At 60.9% G+C, this 16,320-nt stretch carries 16 protein-coding genes; 14 read left to right on the forward strand and 2 right to left on the reverse strand.

Annotation, left to right across the window (positions count from 1 at the left end; all coding sequences use genetic code 11):
- Positions 1 to 7: 7 nt before the first annotated feature.
- The 3 genes from Q1B40_RS23525 to Q1B40_RS23535 are packed head-to-tail and all read left to right on the forward strand — an operon-like array spanning position 8 to position 3,648.
- Positions 8 to 955, forward strand: a complete 948-nt coding sequence (locus tag Q1B40_RS23525; protein WP_299820581.1) for an ABC transporter permease — start codon at positions 8 to 10, stop codon at positions 953 to 955.
- A complete protein-coding gene (locus Q1B40_RS23530; RefSeq protein WP_299820584.1) occupies positions 952 to 1,830 on the forward strand; it encodes an ABC transporter permease in 879 nt (292 codons plus the stop codon). The genes Q1B40_RS23525 and Q1B40_RS23530 overlap by 4 nt, the downstream gene beginning before the upstream one ends.
- A 30-nt stretch (positions 1,831 to 1,860) precedes the next feature.
- Positions 1,861 to 3,648: a gamma-glutamyltransferase family protein gene (locus Q1B40_RS23535; RefSeq protein WP_299820587.1), complete on the forward strand. Its 1,788-nt coding sequence runs from the start codon at positions 1,861 to 1,863 to the stop codon at positions 3,646 to 3,648.
- A gap of 100 nt (positions 3,649 to 3,748) precedes the next feature.
- Here Q1B40_RS23535 and Q1B40_RS23540 read toward each other — a convergent pair whose 3' ends face one another.
- Positions 3,749 to 4,816, reverse strand: coding sequence for an ABC transporter ATP-binding protein (locus tag Q1B40_RS23540; RefSeq protein WP_299820589.1), 1,068 nt, complete (start codon positions 4,814 to 4,816; stop codon positions 3,749 to 3,751).
- Positions 4,817 to 4,999: 183 nt separating this feature from the next.
- Here Q1B40_RS23540 and Q1B40_RS23545 point away from each other — a divergent pair, with 183 nt between their 5' ends.
- The 8 genes from Q1B40_RS23545 to Q1B40_RS23580 all read left to right on the forward strand — a co-directional run bounded on the left by Q1B40_RS23545 (position 5,000) and on the right by Q1B40_RS23580 (position 12,692).
- Positions 5,000 to 5,740, forward strand: a complete 741-nt coding sequence (locus tag Q1B40_RS23545) for a GntR family transcriptional regulator (RefSeq protein WP_299820592.1) — start codon at positions 5,000 to 5,002, stop codon at positions 5,738 to 5,740.
- Complete coding sequence (locus Q1B40_RS23550) at positions 5,737 to 6,708, forward strand: alpha/beta hydrolase (protein WP_299820595.1); 972 nt, start codon at positions 5,737 to 5,739, stop codon at positions 6,706 to 6,708. Before Q1B40_RS23545 ends, Q1B40_RS23550 begins: the two co-directional genes overlap by 4 nt.
- A 29-nt stretch (positions 6,709 to 6,737) precedes the next feature.
- A complete protein-coding gene (locus Q1B40_RS23555) occupies positions 6,738 to 7,952 on the forward strand; it encodes a sugar ABC transporter substrate-binding protein (protein ID WP_299820598.1) in 1,215 nt (404 codons plus the stop codon).
- A gap of 152 nt (positions 7,953 to 8,104) precedes the next feature.
- Entirely contained in the window at positions 8,105 to 9,022 is a 918-nt protein-coding gene (locus Q1B40_RS23560) for a carbohydrate ABC transporter permease (RefSeq protein WP_103222915.1), read from the forward strand.
- A complete protein-coding gene (locus tag Q1B40_RS23565; RefSeq protein ID WP_367279192.1) occupies positions 9,019 to 9,852 on the forward strand; it encodes a carbohydrate ABC transporter permease in 834 nt (277 codons plus the stop codon). The genes Q1B40_RS23560 and Q1B40_RS23565 overlap by 4 nt, the downstream gene beginning before the upstream one ends.
- Entirely contained in the window at positions 9,849 to 10,760 is a 912-nt protein-coding gene (locus tag Q1B40_RS23570) for a sugar phosphate isomerase/epimerase (protein WP_299820608.1), read from the forward strand. Before Q1B40_RS23565 ends, Q1B40_RS23570 begins: the two co-directional genes overlap by 4 nt.
- Complete coding sequence (locus Q1B40_RS23575; RefSeq protein ID WP_299820611.1) at positions 10,757 to 11,749, forward strand: Gfo/Idh/MocA family oxidoreductase; 993 nt, start codon at positions 10,757 to 10,759, stop codon at positions 11,747 to 11,749. Before Q1B40_RS23570 ends, Q1B40_RS23575 begins: the two co-directional genes overlap by 4 nt.
- 403 nt (positions 11,750 to 12,152) lie before the next feature.
- Positions 12,153 to 12,692 carry a hypothetical protein gene (locus Q1B40_RS23580; RefSeq protein WP_299820614.1) on the forward strand — a complete coding sequence of 180 codons (540 nt, stop codon included), beginning with the start codon at positions 12,153 to 12,155 and terminating at the stop codon, positions 12,690 to 12,692.
- A 195-nt stretch (positions 12,693 to 12,887) separates the two neighbouring features.
- On the opposite strand, the gene Q1B40_RS23585 is transcribed toward Q1B40_RS23580, so the two are convergent.
- Positions 12,888 to 13,586 (reverse strand): FCD domain-containing protein, encoded by a 699-nt coding sequence (locus Q1B40_RS23585; protein WP_299820617.1) that lies wholly within the window; start codon positions 13,584 to 13,586, stop codon positions 12,888 to 12,890.
- 222 nt (positions 13,587 to 13,808) lie between these two features.
- Here Q1B40_RS23585 and Q1B40_RS23590 point away from each other — a divergent pair, with 222 nt between their 5' ends.
- From Q1B40_RS23590 to Q1B40_RS23600, 3 genes are all read left to right on the forward strand, one after another.
- Positions 13,809 to 14,654 (forward strand): fumarylacetoacetate hydrolase family protein, encoded by an 846-nt coding sequence (locus tag Q1B40_RS23590; RefSeq protein ID WP_299820620.1) that lies wholly within the window; start codon positions 13,809 to 13,811, stop codon positions 14,652 to 14,654.
- Between the two features lie 141 nt (positions 14,655 to 14,795).
- The gene (locus Q1B40_RS23595) at positions 14,796 to 15,704 is read left to right on the forward strand and encodes a VOC family protein (RefSeq protein ID WP_299820623.1); all 909 of its coding nucleotides are present in this window, start codon (positions 14,796 to 14,798) and stop codon (positions 15,702 to 15,704) included.
- Between the two features lie 29 nt (positions 15,705 to 15,733).
- Complete coding sequence (locus Q1B40_RS23600) at positions 15,734 to 16,297, forward strand: NADPH-dependent FMN reductase (RefSeq protein ID WP_299820626.1); 564 nt, start codon at positions 15,734 to 15,736, stop codon at positions 16,295 to 16,297.
- The last annotated feature ends 23 nt before the right edge of the window (positions 16,298 to 16,320 follow it).

A 16,320-nucleotide genomic window follows, 5' to 3' on the forward strand; every position in this document is an offset into this window, starting at 1 on the left:
TGCCTGAATGCTGTCCTACATTGCGCGCCGGCTGCTCATCGCCATACCGACGCTCATCCTGGTGTCGATCTTCGTCTTCGTGCTGCAGAAACTGCTGCCCGGCGATCCGGCACTCGTGCTGGCGGGCGAGGAACGCGATCCCGAGATGCTCGCGTTCATTCGCGAAAAGTACCGTCTCAACGATCCGATCATCATGCAGTATTTCTACTGGATGAAAGCCATGCTGCAGGGCGATCTCGGCATTTCCCTCAGGACCCGCCAACCGGTGTTGGACCTGATCGGCGACAAGCTGCCGGTCACCATCCAGCTCGCCGTGATGGCCATGATCATCGCCTTCGTGATCGGTATTCCGGCCGGAATTCTCTCCGCCGTCAAAAAAGGCACAGCCGTCGACTACATCGCCAACTTCATCGCACTTTCCGGCCTTTCGATCCCCAACTTCTGGCTCGGGATCATGCTGATCATGCTGGTCTCCGTCCATCTGGGCTGGCTGCCGGCGTCGGGCTACGTATCGCCCTTCGAAGATCCGGCGAAATCCTTCCAGACCATGATCATGCCCGCCTTCGTTCTGGGCACCGCCCTGGCCGCAACGCTGATGCGCCATACCCGCTCCGCCATGCTCGGCGTCCTGAAAGCCGATTATGTGCGCACCGCGAGAGCCAAGGGCCTGCTGGAACATACCGTCATTTTGAAACACGCCTTCCGCAATGCGCTGCTGCCTATCGTCACCCTCAGCGCGCTCCTCTTCGGCGAGTTGCTTGCCGGCGCGGTTCTGACAGAGCAGATATTCACTATCCCCGGCTTCGGCAAATTGATCGTCGATGCGGTCTTCACCCGCGACTATGCCGTGGTTCAGGGGGTCGTCATGTGCACCGCCGCCGGCTTCATCCTGATGAATCTTGTCGCCGACGTCCTTTATTTCCTTCTCAACCCGCGCATGAGGAGCAGCCTGTGAGCGCCGTGATCTCAGCCGCCGACCCGGCAGAAGAGACCGTCAAGCCAGAAAACCGCGCCTGGAAGAAGCTGAAGGTCAACAGAAGCGCCCAGTTCGGTCTGCTGATCGTCGCCTTCTTCATCATCATTGCGCTGGCCGCGCCGATCCTGCCGATCGACGATCCCCTGGCCACAAGCTGGAGCGCGGTCCGCAAGGCGCCTTCTGCCGCTCACTGGCTGGGCACCGACGAGATCGGCCGGGATATCCTCTCGCGCATGATCTGGGGCGCACAGGCCTCGCTGCTGGCAGGTGTCGTCTCCGTTTTCATCGCGGTGCTGGTCGGCGTGCCCTTCGGCCTGATCTCGGGCTATTTTGGCGGCTGGACCGACCAGGCGATTTCGCGGGTCACCGATGCGCTGCTCGCCACGCCCTTTCTGATCCTGGCCATCGCGCTCGCCGCGTTTCTCGGACCGAGCCTGACCAACGCGATGATCGCCATCGGCCTGTCCGCCGTGCCGATCTTCGTCAGGCTCACACGCGGGCAGGTGCTCGCCGTGAAAACCGAGGACTTCGTGGAAGGTGCCCGCGCCGTCGGTCTCACCCACACCGCCATCATGGGCCGCTACATTCTCCCAAATGTCCTCGCCCCGATCCTCGTTCAGGCCACGCTGACCGTGGCGACCGCGATCATCGCCGAGGCCAGCCTTTCGTTCCTGGGGCTCGGCCAGCAAGCCCCCGCGCCCAGTTGGGGATCGATGCTGAACGTCGCCAAGAACTTCATGACCCAGGCACCGTGGATGGCCTGGTGGCCGGGCGCGGCGATCTTCCTCGTCGTGCTCGGCTTCAACCTGCTCGGCGACGGCCTGCGCGATGCCCTCGACCCGCGCGAGACTTGAGACAGTTTTTTCAACCCGAATGAGTAAATTATGACGACTTTCACAACACGCCCCGAAATTACCGGCTCCTTCGGTGTCGTTACCTCGACCCACTGGATTGCCAGCGCCGTTGGCATGAGCATCCTGGAAAAAGGCGGCAACGCCTTTGACGCGGCGGTCGCGACCGGCCTCGTCCTGCAGGTTCTCGAACCGCATCTGAACGGTCCCGCCGGGGATCTGCCGATCATCTTCCACGATGCGCAAAGAAACGAGACAAAGGTCGTTTGCGGCCAAGGCCCGGCGCCGGCCGGGGCAACCATCGCCCATTACAAATCCGAAGGCATGTCCCTCATCCCCGGCAACGGTCTGTTGTCGACCGTCATTCCCGGCGCATTCGACGGCTGGATGCTCATGCTGCGCGACCGGGGCACGCTGAGCCTTCGTGACGTTCTGGAACCCTCGATCTACTACGCTGAACACGGCCAGCCCATGCTGCGCGGCACGGCTTCGACCATCGGCGGGCTCAGCGAGTTTTTCGAAAAGGAATGGCCGACATCCTTTGAGACCTGGGTTCCGGGCGGCCACGTTCCCCAGGCCGGCGAGATGTTCCGCAACCCCGTTCTGGCGGCAACCTGGAAACGTCTGCTTGACGAGGCTGAAAGCAAAAGCGGACGCGAACAGCAGATCGACGCGGCGCGGGACTGCTTCTACCGCGGCTTCATCGCTGAGGAGATCGGAACTTTCCTGGAGAGCACCGAGGTCATGGACGGCTCCGGCAGTCGGCACAAGGGTGTCCTCACCCCTGACGATCTGGCGAACTGGCAGGCCTCCTACGAAGACCCTCTGACGGACGACTATCACGACTGGACCGTCGCCAAGACAGGCCCCTGGGGTCAGGGACCGGTGCTCCTGCAATCGCTCGCCCTTCTGCGCGGTATCGACATCGGCGCGATGGATCCGGCCGGACCCGATTTCGTCCACCACGTCACCGAAGCCATGAAACTCGCCTATGCAGACCGCGAGGTTTACTACGGCGATCCGAACTTCATCGACGTGCCGCTTCTCCAACTTCTGGGCGAAGATTATAATTCCGCCCGCCGCAGCCTGATCTCCGACCGCGCCTCTTTCGACCTGCGCCCCGGCACGCTTCCCGGCTATGAGGACCAGGTCGCCCGAAGCATGGCGGTGATCGACCGGGCCGGGATCGCCGAAACCGGGCTGTATGAACCGACCATGGCGCACCTGTCGGAGCGGCGCGGTGACACGGTGCATCTCGACATCATCGACCGCTGGGGCAACATGGTGGCGGCGACGCCGTCGGGCGGTTGGCTGCAATCGTCTCCGGTCATCCCGGCACTCGGCTTCTGCCTCAATTCAAGAGCACAGATGTTCTGGCTGGAAGAAGGTCTGGCTGCGAGCCTGGCACCGGGCAAGCGCCCGCGCACCACGCTGACGCCGAGCCTTGCATTCCACGAAGGCCGGCCGACGCTCGCCTTCGGCACGCCGGGCGGCGACCAGCAGGACCAGTGGCAGCTCTCCTTGTTCCTGCGCCTCGTCCATCACGGGCTCAACCTGCAGGAAGCCATCGACCTGCCGCTCTTCCACACCACCCATTTTCCGACATCCTTCCACCCGCGCCAGCGCCAGCCGGGCCATCTGATGGCCGAGGGCAATTTCAGCGACAGCACGATTGCCGAATTGAGGGCACGGGGCCATTCGATCGAGGTTTCAGGGGACTGGAGCATCGGCAGGCTGACCGCCGCGAAACGCGAGGCGGACGGAACCCTGAAGGCGGGTGCGACCCCCCGGCTGATGCAGGCCTACGCCGTCGGCCGCTGAAGACAGTGCCATTCGCTCAGATCCCGAAGCGCCCAAAGAGTATCGGCATTTTCAGGATCTGAGCGGGGGCTGCATGCGAGAAGCGGGATCGGAACCCGGATCAGATCCGCGTGCCGGTTGCCGCGTCGAAAAGGTGGATGTCCTCCGGCTTGACCTTCAGATCGAGCCGTGTACCGGGACGGAGAGAGGGATCGGGCGCAAGCCGGGCGGTGATCTCCTGATTGTCCAGCATGCAGATCACCATCGTGTCGGAGCCGAGCGGCTCCAGCACATCGACCGTGGTGTGGAACATGGCCTCATCAGTGGCGCAGCGGATCAGGTGCTCCGGGCGCACACCGAACAGGATGTCCCGGCCTTCGGCGAGCTGCCTTTGTCCCAGCGGTATGCGCATCTCGCCGATGAGTGCCGCGTTTTCTCCACCCTGCACAGCCGATTTCGCTTCCAGGATGTTCATCTTCGGCGAGCCGATGAACTCGCCGACAAACCGCGTTTCGGGAAGGGTGTAGACATCCACCGGAGCGCCCTGCTGAACCACCTCGCCATCCTTGAGAATGACGACACGGTCAGCCAGCGTCATCGCCTCCACCTGGTCGTGCGTCACATAGACCATCGTGGTTTTCAAGAGGCTGTGCAGCCGCTTGATCTGCGTGCGCATGTCGACGCGAAGCTTGGCGTCGAGGTTTGAAAGCGGTTCGTCGAACAGGAACACCTTGGGTCTTCGGACAATCGCCCGCCCCATCGCCACGCGCTGGCGCTGGCCGCCGGAAAGCTGACCCGGTTTCCTGTCCAGAAGCGCGGTGATCTGCAGGATATCCGCGGCCTCCTCGACCTGCCGGCGTCGTTCTTCCGCGCTCATTCCCCGCATCCTCAATCCGAAGCCGATGTTGTCGGCGACTGACATGTGCGGATAGAGCGCGTAGTCCTGAAACACCATGGCGATATCGCGGTCCTTTGGCTCAAGATCGTTGACCACCGTCCCGTCGATCTGCAGTTTGCCGCCGGTTATTTCCTCAAGGCCCGCGATCATGCGCAGCAAGGTGCTCTTGCCGCAGCCCGACGGACCGACAAAGGCCACGAACTCACCATCCCGCACCTCCAGGTCGATCCCCTTCACCGCCTGGAAGGAACCGTAGTTCTTCACGATCTGCTCTAACTGAATAGCGGCCAAATTTTCCTCCCGCGCGACAAGCGCTTCTGTTTCCGGTCCGTTTTCTCGCCCAATGACATCGGCGCATTCTCCCAAGATCATCGGCGGTGCGGAGCCGCTTTTCATTCCTCGCGACGGTTGCGCTTGCATCGTCGCGTCATTATCGCTACATTATCGATAACGTTATCGATATTCAAGTGGTACATGACCGGCATGGCGGCGGAAAGCTTCGACAATCAGGAAAACGGCAAACCCGGACGGTCCCGGCTGCAGCCCCGCCGTGCCACCAAGCGCAGCCACGCGATCTTCGAGGAAATCCAGAAGGATATCATGCTGGGCAACCTGCCCCCTAGGGCGGCAATTCTCGAACTGGAACTCGCCGACCGGTTCGAATGCAGCCAGAGCACCGTGCGCGAAGCGCTGATGTCTCTGCAGACGGACGGTCTGGTGGAGCGCCTGCCGCACCGGGGCACCTTCGTCGCGGACAGCCGCAGCGAGGATGCGCATGAACTGATCCTGATCCGCCACGACATCGAGTGCCGCGGCGTCGTCCGTGTCCTGAACCGCTTCGGTCCGCTTCTGCGCAAGGAGCTGGAAGCGGATCTGGACGCCATGCGCAAGGCGGCAAAGGCGGGAGACGAATATCTGCTCTCCCTGCACGATCGCAGTTTCCACCTCAATCTTTACAATGCCGCGGACATGCCGAGCGTCCGGCCCATTCTGCGCCGCTGCCTGATACACAACCACCGCTACAAGATCCTCAATTCCGAACCGAACCGGGGTCTGGTCGAAACAGCCGAACGTCATGTCACCATCATCGACGCTCTGGCGGCGGGAAACCGGAAAGAAGCCGTCGAGGCGCTGTCCCACCACATCACCACCATCGTCGATTTCGGACCGAGCATCGTGTCCGTCGAGGCGCAAAAGGGACCGGAAAAATCATGACCGGTCTTATGCCCACGGACGCCGATCTGATCCCGACGGAACGCATGCAATGGATTCTCGATCGGCTGGCGAAAGAAGATTCCGGCCTCGGCGATCCGACGCTTCTGCCCGCGCCCGAGGGCCGCGAACTTGCCGAGCAGACCAACACGCGCTGGAACAGCGACCTGCCAGAGATGTCCGTCCGGGAGCTTTCGATTGAAGCCCCGGAAGGACACTCGATCCAATGCCGCCTGATGAGCCCGGAAAACGCGGACGGCCTGATCATGTTCGTTCATGGCGGCGGCTGGGCCTTCTGCAGCATGGCGACCCATGATCGCGCCGCGCGGTTGCTGGCTCTGGAGGCCGGAGCCCATGTGCTGACCTTCGATTACCGCCTCGCACCCGAAGCGCCCTTCCCCGCCGGTCTCATGGACTGCAAGTCTGTCTGGGCCGCAGTCACGGCCGGGAACCCGGATCTTGCCGCATGTTCGGGTCCGCGCGCGCTCGCCGGAGACAGCGCCGGCGCCAACCTCGCGCAAGCCCTGCTGCTCATGCTGCAGGAAGAACAATTGCCCGCGCCGGATGCGGCCCTTCTGTTCTACGGCGTTTATGACGCGAACTTCGAAACCGCATCCTATCTCGGCCAGAAAGACGGCCCCGGCCTGACCCGGGCCAAGATGATGCGCTACTGGGACTGGTATGTGGCCGGTGCGGCCGACAGGATGTCGCCGCTGGTATCGCCGCTCCAGGCGTCGGATGAACAATTGCGCAAGCTGCCACCGTTGTTTTTGAACGCGGCAGCCATCGACCCTCTTCGCTCGGATACGGAAAACCTGGTCCGCCGACTTCGCAGCCTCGGCAGGACCGACCCATACACACTGTATCCGGGCGTCGTCCACGGCTTCATGCAAATGAGCCTTGAACTACCAGAGGCCCGCAAGGCTGCGGCGGAAGCCGGGAGGGCTTTTCGCGAACTTACGGGGTCTTGAACAAAGACATAAATAAAGTGGAGGAAACAATGTCAAAACTCATTTCGGCCGCGCTGGCCGTTGGACTGCTCGCCGGAACGGCAACCGCCTATGCGGATGAAACCGTCCGTTTCTGGTATCATTTCGACAATGCGGACAATCCCATGTCGGAACTGGTCGCGAAGTTCGAGAAGGAAAATCCCGGCATCAAGATCGAAGCCGAGAACATTCCCTGGAATTCCTATTACGACAATCTCTACACCTCGATTGTTGCCGGCAACGCGCCGGACGCGGCGATGGTGAAGATGTTTGCCCAGCCGCGCCTGGTGGAAATGGGCGCCCTGGAGCCGATCGGCGACCGCATCGACGCCTGGGACGGCAAGGCCGACCTGCAGGACAACCTCCTCAACCTCACCAAGGCTTCCGACGGCAAGTCCTATTACCTGCCCATTCAGTATGTGGTGCTCTACCTCTATTACCGGCAGGACATGATCGAGGAACTCGGCCTTGAAGTGCCGAAGACCTGCGACGAGTTCCGCGACGTGGCCATGAAGCTGACCCGCGACACCGATGGCGACGGTCAGCCGGATGTCTACGGCTTCGGCTTCCGGGGCGGCAAGGGCGGTCACGATCACTGGGGCAGCTTCGTGCTTTCCCGCAATGTCGATTTCTCGGCCGGAAGCCTCACCAGCGATGCCGGCGTCGCCGGTACCCAGTGGGTTGTCGACCTCTTCGAAAAGGACAAGGTCTTCCCGCCCTCCGCGCCCAATGATGGCTTCAAGGAAGTCACCGGCGCGTTCAAGGCCGGCAAAACCGCGATGACGATCCACCACATCGGCTCGTCCAACGGCATGGTCGAAGCGCTCGGCGACGCCGTTTCCGCAACCCCCGTTCCCGAATGCGGCGGCGGCCACTGGACGTCCTTCGGCGATGAATCCACGGCCGTCTTCTCTACAGCGGAAAACAAGGATGCTGCCTGGAAGTGGATTTCTTTCCTGTCGACAGCCGGCAACAACACGGAGTTCAACAAGGCCACCGGCCAGTTGCCGGTGACCAAGACCGACAGCGAAGGCTGGACCCTGCATGAGAAGCGCTTCGTGGACGCGACGGTGCAGTCACTGCCCTTCGCCAACCTGCTGCCGAACGTGCCGGAAACCTCCGACTTCGTGAACACGGTCTGGCCGGTGAACATGCAGCGTGCCCTGACCGGTGAAATCACCGCCGAGCAGATGAACGCCGAAATCGACAAGCTCTATAATCCCTGACTCCTCCCAGGCGGGCCTTGCCGGGCACGTTGTCTTGCCGGGCCCGCCATTTTTTTGGAGCCGGGACACAAACAGAACTTGCCTGAAAACGGCAGACGGAAAACTTGAAATGCGTGCGGGAGACACCTCCCGCACCGAGTGGAAATTCGACCATGCTCACCATGAACGAACCGGCGGACAGACTGCCAGGCCGGGCGGCTCTTGCGCGAAAGGTGCTCCCTTACGCACTGCTCTCGCCCGCCGTCCTTGTAACGCTGGCCATCGTGTTCTTCCCGATGATCCAGGCGGCCTGGATGAGTCTGCACGACTACATCCTCTGGAAGCCGAAGGACTTCACCTTTGTCGGGCTGAAGAACTTCACCGCTGCCCTGCAGGATGAGGTTTTCTGGATTTCCCTGCGGCACACGATCATCTGGATCGCCGTGACGATCCCCGCGCAGCTTCTGCTCGGCCTCGCCACGGCGCTGCTTCTCAATCAGCAGTTCCCCTGGCGCCCCCTCGCCCGCGCCCTGATCATCATTCCCTGGGCACTGCCGAGCGTCGTGATCGCCCTCATGTGGGTATGGATCTACGACGCCAACTACGGAATCCTGAACGAGTTCATGCTCCGCCTGGGTTTGATCAAGGCCTCGGTTCCCTGGCTCGCCGATCCCGACACCGCGCTCTATGCCATCATCCTGACGCTCACCTGGCAAGGCTTTCCGTTCTTCGCAGTGATGATCCTTGCCGGTCTGCAATCGATCCCCAAGAGTTACTATGAAGCGGCCTCCCTGGACGGGGCCGGTGCGCTGCGCCAGTTCTGGCACATCACTCTACCGGGCATTTCCGGCGTGCTGGTGACCGCGGTGCTGCTGAGAACCATATGGGTCGCCAACTCGATCGACGTCATCTACGTCATGACCGGCGGCGGACCAGGCTACGCCACCTACACCCTGCCGCTCTACGCCTTCATCAAGGCACGCACCAATCTGGACTTCGGCTACGGTTCATCGCTGGCCGTCCTGTTCACGCTCATGCTTCTTGGGCTCGTGATCGTCTATCTCCGCCGTGCAGGGAGGTCCGTGAACTGATGGTTGGACGCAAATCCCTTCTGAAACGGATCCTGATCGTCGATGTGCCCATGCTGCTCATCCTGACCTTCACGCTCGGTCCCTACCTTTGGATGCTGCTTACCTCGCTGACGTCGGAGAGCCGGCTGTTCACCGAAGGACCGAGCCTGGTCGGCGCGACGCTCGAGAACTACGTCCGGCTGTTTGCGACAGTCGGCTTCCTGACCAACCTGATGCACTCCTTCATCATCGCGGCAGGAACCGTTGTCGTCGGACTCAGCCTGAGCGTGACGGCCGCCTATTCCTTTTCCCGCTTCTCCTTCCGCGGCAAGCGTTACCTGCTGCTGCAGTTCCTGATCATCAACATGTTCCCGGTGGTGCTGCTGATCCTGCCGCTCTTCGTAATGATGCGCGTTCTGGGCATTCTCGACACCCACCTGGCACTCATCATCGCCAATGCGACGGTCGCCATTCCCTTCTCCGTGTGGATGATGACCAGCTACATGAACGGCATCCCGAAAAGCCTCGACGAGGCCGCGATGACCGATGGCTGCACCCGGCTCGGCGCACTGTGGCGCGTTGTCCTGCCGCTGTGCACACCGGGCATCATCGCCACCGGCATCTACATCTTCATCACCGCGTGGAACGAATACCTCTACGCCCTCACCCTCGGCGGGCGGAACGTCCGTCCGATCACTGTCGCCATCCAGACCCTCATCGGCGAATACGAAGTCGAATGGGGTCTGCTGACCTCCGGCGGCATCATCGGCGCCATGCCCGCGACCATCCTGTTCCTGATCGTCCAGAAGCGCCTGATCAGCGGCCTCACCCAGGGCGCGGTCAAGGGATGACAACACTAAAGGCACTCAACGTGAAAAACCCCGTCGGCATCATTTCCATGCAATTCGTGCGGCCCTTTACCCGCGCCGATCTGGGCCTCTTCCGCCACATCCGCGACCTCGGCTTCGATTTTGTCGAGCTTCTGGTCCCCGAGCCGGACGACGATCTGGATCTGCGCGAGACCGCCGATGCCCTGCGGGACGCGGATCTCGACGTCGTGCTGGCGGCTCGGGTCAATCTGCAACGATCGATTGCCGGCGAGGACGCGGCCTCCAGACAAGGCGGCATCGACTATCTGAAACGCTGCGTCGAGGTGGCGTCTGCACTCGGAGCCCGGATCATCGGCGGCCCGCTCTATGGTGAGCCGATGGTGTTCGCGGGCCGCCCCCCGGTCCCGTGGTCCGACGGGCAGATTCAGACGCGGGCGGACAGAACCGTCGAAGGCCTGGCGGCGGTTGCGCCTCTTGCGGCCGAGGCAGGCTGCGTCTTTGCGCTTGAAGCCTTGAACCGGTTCGAGACCGATATCGTATCTACCACCCGTCAGGCCATCGAAGTCTGCGACAGGGTCGACAACCCCGGCCTCGGCATCGTGCTCGACACGTTCCATATGAACATGGAAGAGCGGTCGATTCCCGACGCCATCCGGGCCGCCGGGCCGCGCGTGGTGCATTTCCAGGCCAATGAAAACCATCGCGGTTTCCCGGGCACCGGCCATCTCGACTGGCCCGCGATCATGAAGGCGCTTGCCGACATCGGATACACCGGACCCGTGTCCCTGGAACCGTTCCGCAGGAACGACGACCGCGTCGGCCTGCCAATCGCCCACTGGCGCGCGCCGCGTGAGGACGAAACCGAAAAACTGCAGGCAGGGCTCGCGCTGGTCCGCTCCTGCCTCGCCATGGCGGAGGCCGCCCAATGACATTGAATATCGGATGGATCGGCTGCGGCCGCCACGCAACGCAAATGCTCATGCCCCAGCTTGGTCGCAACGGCATCAACGTTGCCGCCGTCTGCGACGTCAATCAGGACGCCGCCGCCAACGCCGCCTGGCAGTATGGCGCGGAAGCCGTCTACAGCGACTATCGCGAGCTGATCGCCCACAAGGGCCTGGATGCCATCGGCATGGCCGTCGGTCCCGATCTGCACCACGTGGCCTCCATCGCGGCCCTTGAGCGCGGCCTGCCGGTGTTCCTTGAAAAACCCCCGGCGAAGAACACCGCCGCCGCGCAGGAGATCGCATTAGCCTCCGAGCGCACCGGCAAGCCGGTTCTGGTCGGCTTCATGAAACGCTATTCGACCGGCAACCGGATCGCTGGCAATGTCCTGCGCAAGGGCGACTTCGGCAAGGTGCTCGGCATTACCGGCACCTATATGACCGCGCCGACCTATTTTGCCGGCGAAGTCGACTACACCGGTTTCTATCTTCACCACTGCGTCCACTACATGGACCTCATCCCCTGGTTCGCGGGCGATGACTTTGCCGACATGGCGCTTCGCAAGATCGAGCCGGAACCGGGACACCTGCTGTTTCATCTCAATTTCGAATGCCGCAACGGGGCGATCGGTACCATCGTCATGGGCACGGTCCAGTCCCGGGGCACGCCGATGGAAGCTATCCAGATCATGGGCGACCACATCCGCCTGGAAGTCGACAACGTCATCAACGTCGCCTGCTACCGCGACCCGCCGTTCAAGGCCGACGACCCGGCTGCAACCTTGTCGGAAACCTCCGACACTCTGTCCTGGACCCCAAACTTTACCGCAGCGGCCAATGAAGACCACAAGGGCTACAATGCCCTCATTGCCGATGTCGCCTCGGCCTTCCGGCAGGAAACTTCCGCCGCTCCGGACATTCACGACGGTGTGCGGGCGATGGCCAGTCTGGAACGGATGATCACGCTGATTTGATCCGTTGAGGCCCGGCCTTCGATCACCCGGCGGCGGCTCCGCGCCGACGCCGCATTCGCCCTCCCTGCGTTCTTCGATGTGCTGGAGGCGGCGGGCCGGGACGAGACCGCTCTCATCCAGAGAAACCCGAAGTTCCACGAACAAGTCGCAGGCTGGCAAAACCCCACCCTGGCCGACCGCCAAACGATAGGCTGGCGACAGAAAAACGGTGACAGGCGCATGGTCAGATCGCGTCTTCGGGAGACAAAACGACCGCCCTGGGAAGCAATGCGCCAATGTACGATGGCCAGTGCTAACCTAAAATGCCAAAAGGCTTTGCCAACCGCTTTGGGTGCTATTAACTCTCCAAAGGGGCAATGCGGGTTTATGAAGCGAAAATTTGAATACAGGAGATTTTCAAAATATGCAGCTTTCTAAGATAACTGCAACAATGATGGCCTTGAGCCTCTTCGGCGCGGGGATCGGACAGTCCGTCGCGATGACGGCAGCTCCTCTTGCCCATTCCTCGATATATGCCGCTGCGCCGGATACAAGTTCGGTTCATTCCGAGCTTGTGCAAATTTCTGACAGAAAGCGGCCGGGCCACAACACCGAAAACAGGCATATCAACAATAGAAACAAGAATACAAACATTAACAAGAACACAAACATCAATCGCGATGTGAACAAAAACACCATCAATCGCAACGTAAACAAAAACACCGTCAACCGGAATGTAAACAACAACACCACCATTAACCGGAATGTGAATGTAAATGTTGTTAACCGTCCAAGAGGTTGGCGCGGCCAATACTGGGGAAGAACCGTATTCGGAGTAACCCTTGGAACGCTGATCGTCGTTGCAGCGAACACACCGCCGCCACCGCCTGATCCGACACTTTGCTGGACATGGACCAACAGCGCCATGACTGAAGGCTTCTGGTACTATTGCACAGGGGGCTAAAGTCAATTCTGCTTGCCGCCTCGAATTAATTTCCGGGCGGCAACATTCTATCTATCCGCGATGACAGGGATGGTCTGATTGACGCGTCAGCGCTCTATAGGCCTGTTCCGGTCATTGTGTCTGGCTGTTTCAAAAACAAACGGTCCCACAATCGCAATCGATTGTGGGGCCGAAAGACCGATTATCTTGATCGGGTCAGAGCAACCTGATCGCACGTTCCGATGTGTCGCTTATGTGCTTTTCAATCAGCTCCGAGGCCAGATCGGCGTCGCGCGCCAGCGTCGCGGCCATGATCTCGGAGTGTTCTTCGAACTTTCGTCCTCCGAGCCCTTCCGGCGCTCTCTTGGTGACAAACCGGTATCTATCGAGCTGGTCGAACATGATCGAGCGAAGCCTGAACAGCCACCGTCCCGAGCAGGCCGCGACCAGCGCCTCGTGGAAGTCCCGGTGGCGCTGAACCCATTCCGAATGCCGGGTCATCCGCTCCTCCCAGGGGAGGCTCTCGATCAGACTGAGACGGTGATGAACCGCGACGATATTAGCCTCCCAATCATCGTCGCCATTCTCGATCGCATCGCGGAGCGCACGTTTTTCAAGACTGATGAAATGCTCGGTAATCTCGATCAGTTCTTCGGCTGAAACCGGAGCGACCTTGAATCCCTTGCCAGCCTCCAGCGTGACGAAACCTTCCGACACCAGTTGCGACAATCCCTCTCGCAACGTGCCGATTCCCACATCGTAGCGTTCGGTCAGGTCCGCGAACTTCAATCGGGTCTCCGGTTCGAAAACACTACTTACGATATCGTTGCGCAGCCGCGACAGGACATCCTGACCGGAGGAGGGATCCCCGGCTTTCGCTTGTTTCTGGCTGCGCGTTCCAGCGATCTTTTTCAAGCAGCACTCCGTTTCATATGCGGCCCCGGTTCCGGAAACATTTCAGTCGGTCTCAAGGGCTCCGTACCCTGGACGACAGGACTAGCCCGCGGCTGTGTCCAGGCAACCCGCCAGATCTTCGAATATCCCTAAAGACACGCCTCATGCACAAATATCAAAGTTTTTCTTAACGGGCCGCATATTCCAAGATATACATATTTTCGAAAATAGAAAGAGTTGCGAATGAAACTGGTTTCTTTCATCAAGGATCAGCGGTCCTCCTGGGGGATCGTCCATGGCGACGGCATAGCCGATCTGGGCAACCGCTCTGCCGGACTTTTCCCCGATCTCAGATCCTTCCTGACCGCCGGGTCGCCCAAGGACCTTCCCGGCAGTGTCACCGGGCCGGACTTCGGTTTCGATGAGGTCAGGTTGCTGCCGGTGGTACCCAACCCGGACAAGATCGTCATGGCAGCCCTGAACTATCATGAGGCAGGCAGCGACCCGGCCAGGACACCCGAGTATCCCGTCCTGTTCCTGCGTCTGCCGTGCTCGCAAATCGCCGATGGTGATCCCCTGATCCAGCCAAGCCAATCGGAACGTCTCGATTTTGAAGGCGAACTGGCGGTGATCATCGGCAAGGCTGGCCGACACATTCAAGCCGAACAGGCCATGGCCCATGTGGCCGGCTATTCAATCTACAACGACGGCAGTGTCCGCGACTGGCAGAAGCACTCGCACCAGTTTACCGCCGGAAAGAACTTCACCGGAACCGGCGCCTTTGGCCCCTGGATGGTAGAAGCCGAAGACCTGCCCGTTCATGAGCGCGGGTTTCAGCTGACAACGCGGGTGAACGGCGTCGAGAAGCAGCGCACGAGCACGGCGCGGATGATTTTCGATATTCCCTACCTGATCGCCTACATCTCGACCTTCGCACCACTCGTTGCCGGTGACGTCATTGTCACCGGGACCTGTACGGGTTTCGGAATCACGCGCAAGCCGCCAGAGTTTTTGAACCCGGGCGATTTCGTCGAGGTGGAGATCGAAGGAATCGGAACCCTGTCCAACAGAGTTGAGGCGGAAGTATAGGGCTGCCGGGCACCGGCGATGAAGCCAGCTGCGGCCATAAACGCCGCGACTTTTCCACTATGCATGGATTTTCGAAAATATTTGTTATTGTAGAAAGTACGTGTTAGCGTCCTGATCAAAGAGGACTTGAAGGATGAAGAAATGAGCTACTTGGTGAATGCGCTCGGTCATGTTCAGCTGAACGTGATTGACGTCCAGGCCCTGGTTGATGAGTCGGTTTCCATCCTCGGCTTGCATGTCACGCATGAACATGGTGGCTCTGTCTGGCTGTCATCGAACGGGCGCCGGGCGGAACTGGTCCTGCACCAGGCCTCCGAAAACTCCGTGCGCTCCATCGGCTTCGATGCGATCTCGGAAGACGCCGTGGCGCAAGCCGCAGGCAGGGTCGCGGCCGCCGGGTGCCGCGTCGTCGCGACGCAGCCGAGCCTGTCCTGCTGCGAAAAAGGCATGAGCTTCGTGACCCCTCAAGGCCATACTTTCGAGGTCCACTCTCCAATTGCGGATGAAACATACGGCCGGCGGCATGCCACCGTCGGGCTCGGTCCCTTGCGCCTTGACCACGTTAATATCACCTCGCCGGAACCGGCTGAAACACGAGCCCAGCTTGAGCAGATCATGGGTCTGCGATTGTCGGAACGGATGGTGGATGACGGGCTGAGCTGGATGCGCGGAGGCAACCGCCTGCATCACATTCTGGGCATCGTGCGCGGCCCGACGGGCATGCACCATTATTCCTGGGAAGTGTCCGAATTTTCCGACTACTGCCGTCTCGGCGATTTGCTCGATACCCACGACAAGATGCTGGTGTGGGGCCCCGGGCGGCACCGGCCGGGTGACAATACCTACGCCTATTATATCGACGCCTGCGGCGCGATGGTCGAATGCGCAGGCGGCATGGCGTTCATCCACGATGATGACCGCTATGAACCGAACGTGATTACCGCGCTGAAGCGACCCGAGAATGTCCGCGTGATGAACGTCTGGGGAGAACCCGCACCCGCCCCCTGGCTCGCGCACAAGTTTCCATGGGCCGCCCCGCAGGACGCATGACGCCCCCAACATAAAGTATGGACGACAACGTGATCAAAATCGGAATTCTGGAAGGCTCGCTCAGGCAGCAATCGCTCTCAAGGGCGGTTGCCCGCTCCGTGCCCGGTCTGGTGCCCCAGGGCATGACATGTGAGTCCCTGCCCAACCCGGGCACCCTGCCGCTGTTCAATCAGGATGTTCTCGACGCCGGCTTGCCCGCAGCCGTCGGTGCAATGACAGACGCGGTCGCCGGTGTCGATGCCTTGCTGATCGTGACACCGGAATACAACTGGTCAATTCCGGGCGCGCTGAAAAACGCGATCGATTGGCTGTCCCGCGCCAACCCAAATCCGCTCGCGGACAAACCTGTCGCCATCTGGAGCGTGTCCCCCGGTCTGCTCGGTGGCGCAAGGGTTCATGAAAGCCTGCGTCAGGTGCTTCACAGTCAGGACATGCAAATCATGGCGAAACCCGAGGTGCAGGTCGCAGGCGCCAGGGGGAAGGTCGATGTGGAGGCTGCCAGCATCACCAATCCGGACACCGAAGCCTTCCTGCGCGATCATCTGGCAAGGTTTGAAACCTTCAGCGCCGCACGGCGCGCGCAAACCCGGTAACTCTCGAAGCGACACCAAGGACC

The organism is uncultured Roseibium sp., assembly GCF_947496995.1.
In the GTDB taxonomy this organism is placed as follows: Bacteria; Pseudomonadota; Alphaproteobacteria; order Rhizobiales; family Stappiaceae; genus Roseibium.

Excerpts from the sequence above, each read along its gene's own strand:
- Q1B40_RS23575 (WP_299820611.1), top strand. The coding sequence starts at position 10,757 with ATGACATTGAATATCGGATGGATCGGCTGCGGCCGCCACGCAACGCAA.
- Q1B40_RS23560 (WP_103222915.1), top strand. The coding sequence starts at position 8,105 with ATGCTCACCATGAACGAACCGGCGGACAGACTGCCAGGCCGGGCGGCT.
- Q1B40_RS23525 (WP_299820581.1), top strand. The coding sequence starts at position 8 with ATGCTGTCCTACATTGCGCGCCGGCTGCTCATCGCCATACCGACGCTC.
- Q1B40_RS23580 (WP_299820614.1), top strand. The coding sequence starts at position 12,153 with ATGCAGCTTTCTAAGATAACTGCAACAATGATGGCCTTGAGCCTCTTC.
- Q1B40_RS23550 (WP_299820595.1), top strand. The coding sequence starts at position 5,737 with ATGACCGGTCTTATGCCCACGGACGCCGATCTGATCCCGACGGAACGC.
- Q1B40_RS23555 (WP_299820598.1), top strand. The coding sequence starts at position 6,738 with ATGTCAAAACTCATTTCGGCCGCGCTGGCCGTTGGACTGCTCGCCGGA.
- Q1B40_RS23570 (WP_299820608.1), top strand. The coding sequence starts at position 9,849 with ATGACAACACTAAAGGCACTCAACGTGAAAAACCCCGTCGGCATCATT.
- Q1B40_RS23595 (WP_299820623.1), top strand. The coding sequence starts at position 14,796 with ATGAGCTACTTGGTGAATGCGCTCGGTCATGTTCAGCTGAACGTGATT.
- Q1B40_RS23590 (WP_299820620.1), top strand. The coding sequence starts at position 13,809 with ATGAAACTGGTTTCTTTCATCAAGGATCAGCGGTCCTCCTGGGGGATC.
- Q1B40_RS23535 (WP_299820587.1), top strand. The coding sequence starts at position 1,861 with ATGACGACTTTCACAACACGCCCCGAAATTACCGGCTCCTTCGGTGTC.
- Q1B40_RS23545 (WP_299820592.1), top strand. The coding sequence starts at position 5,000 with ATGACCGGCATGGCGGCGGAAAGCTTCGACAATCAGGAAAACGGCAAA.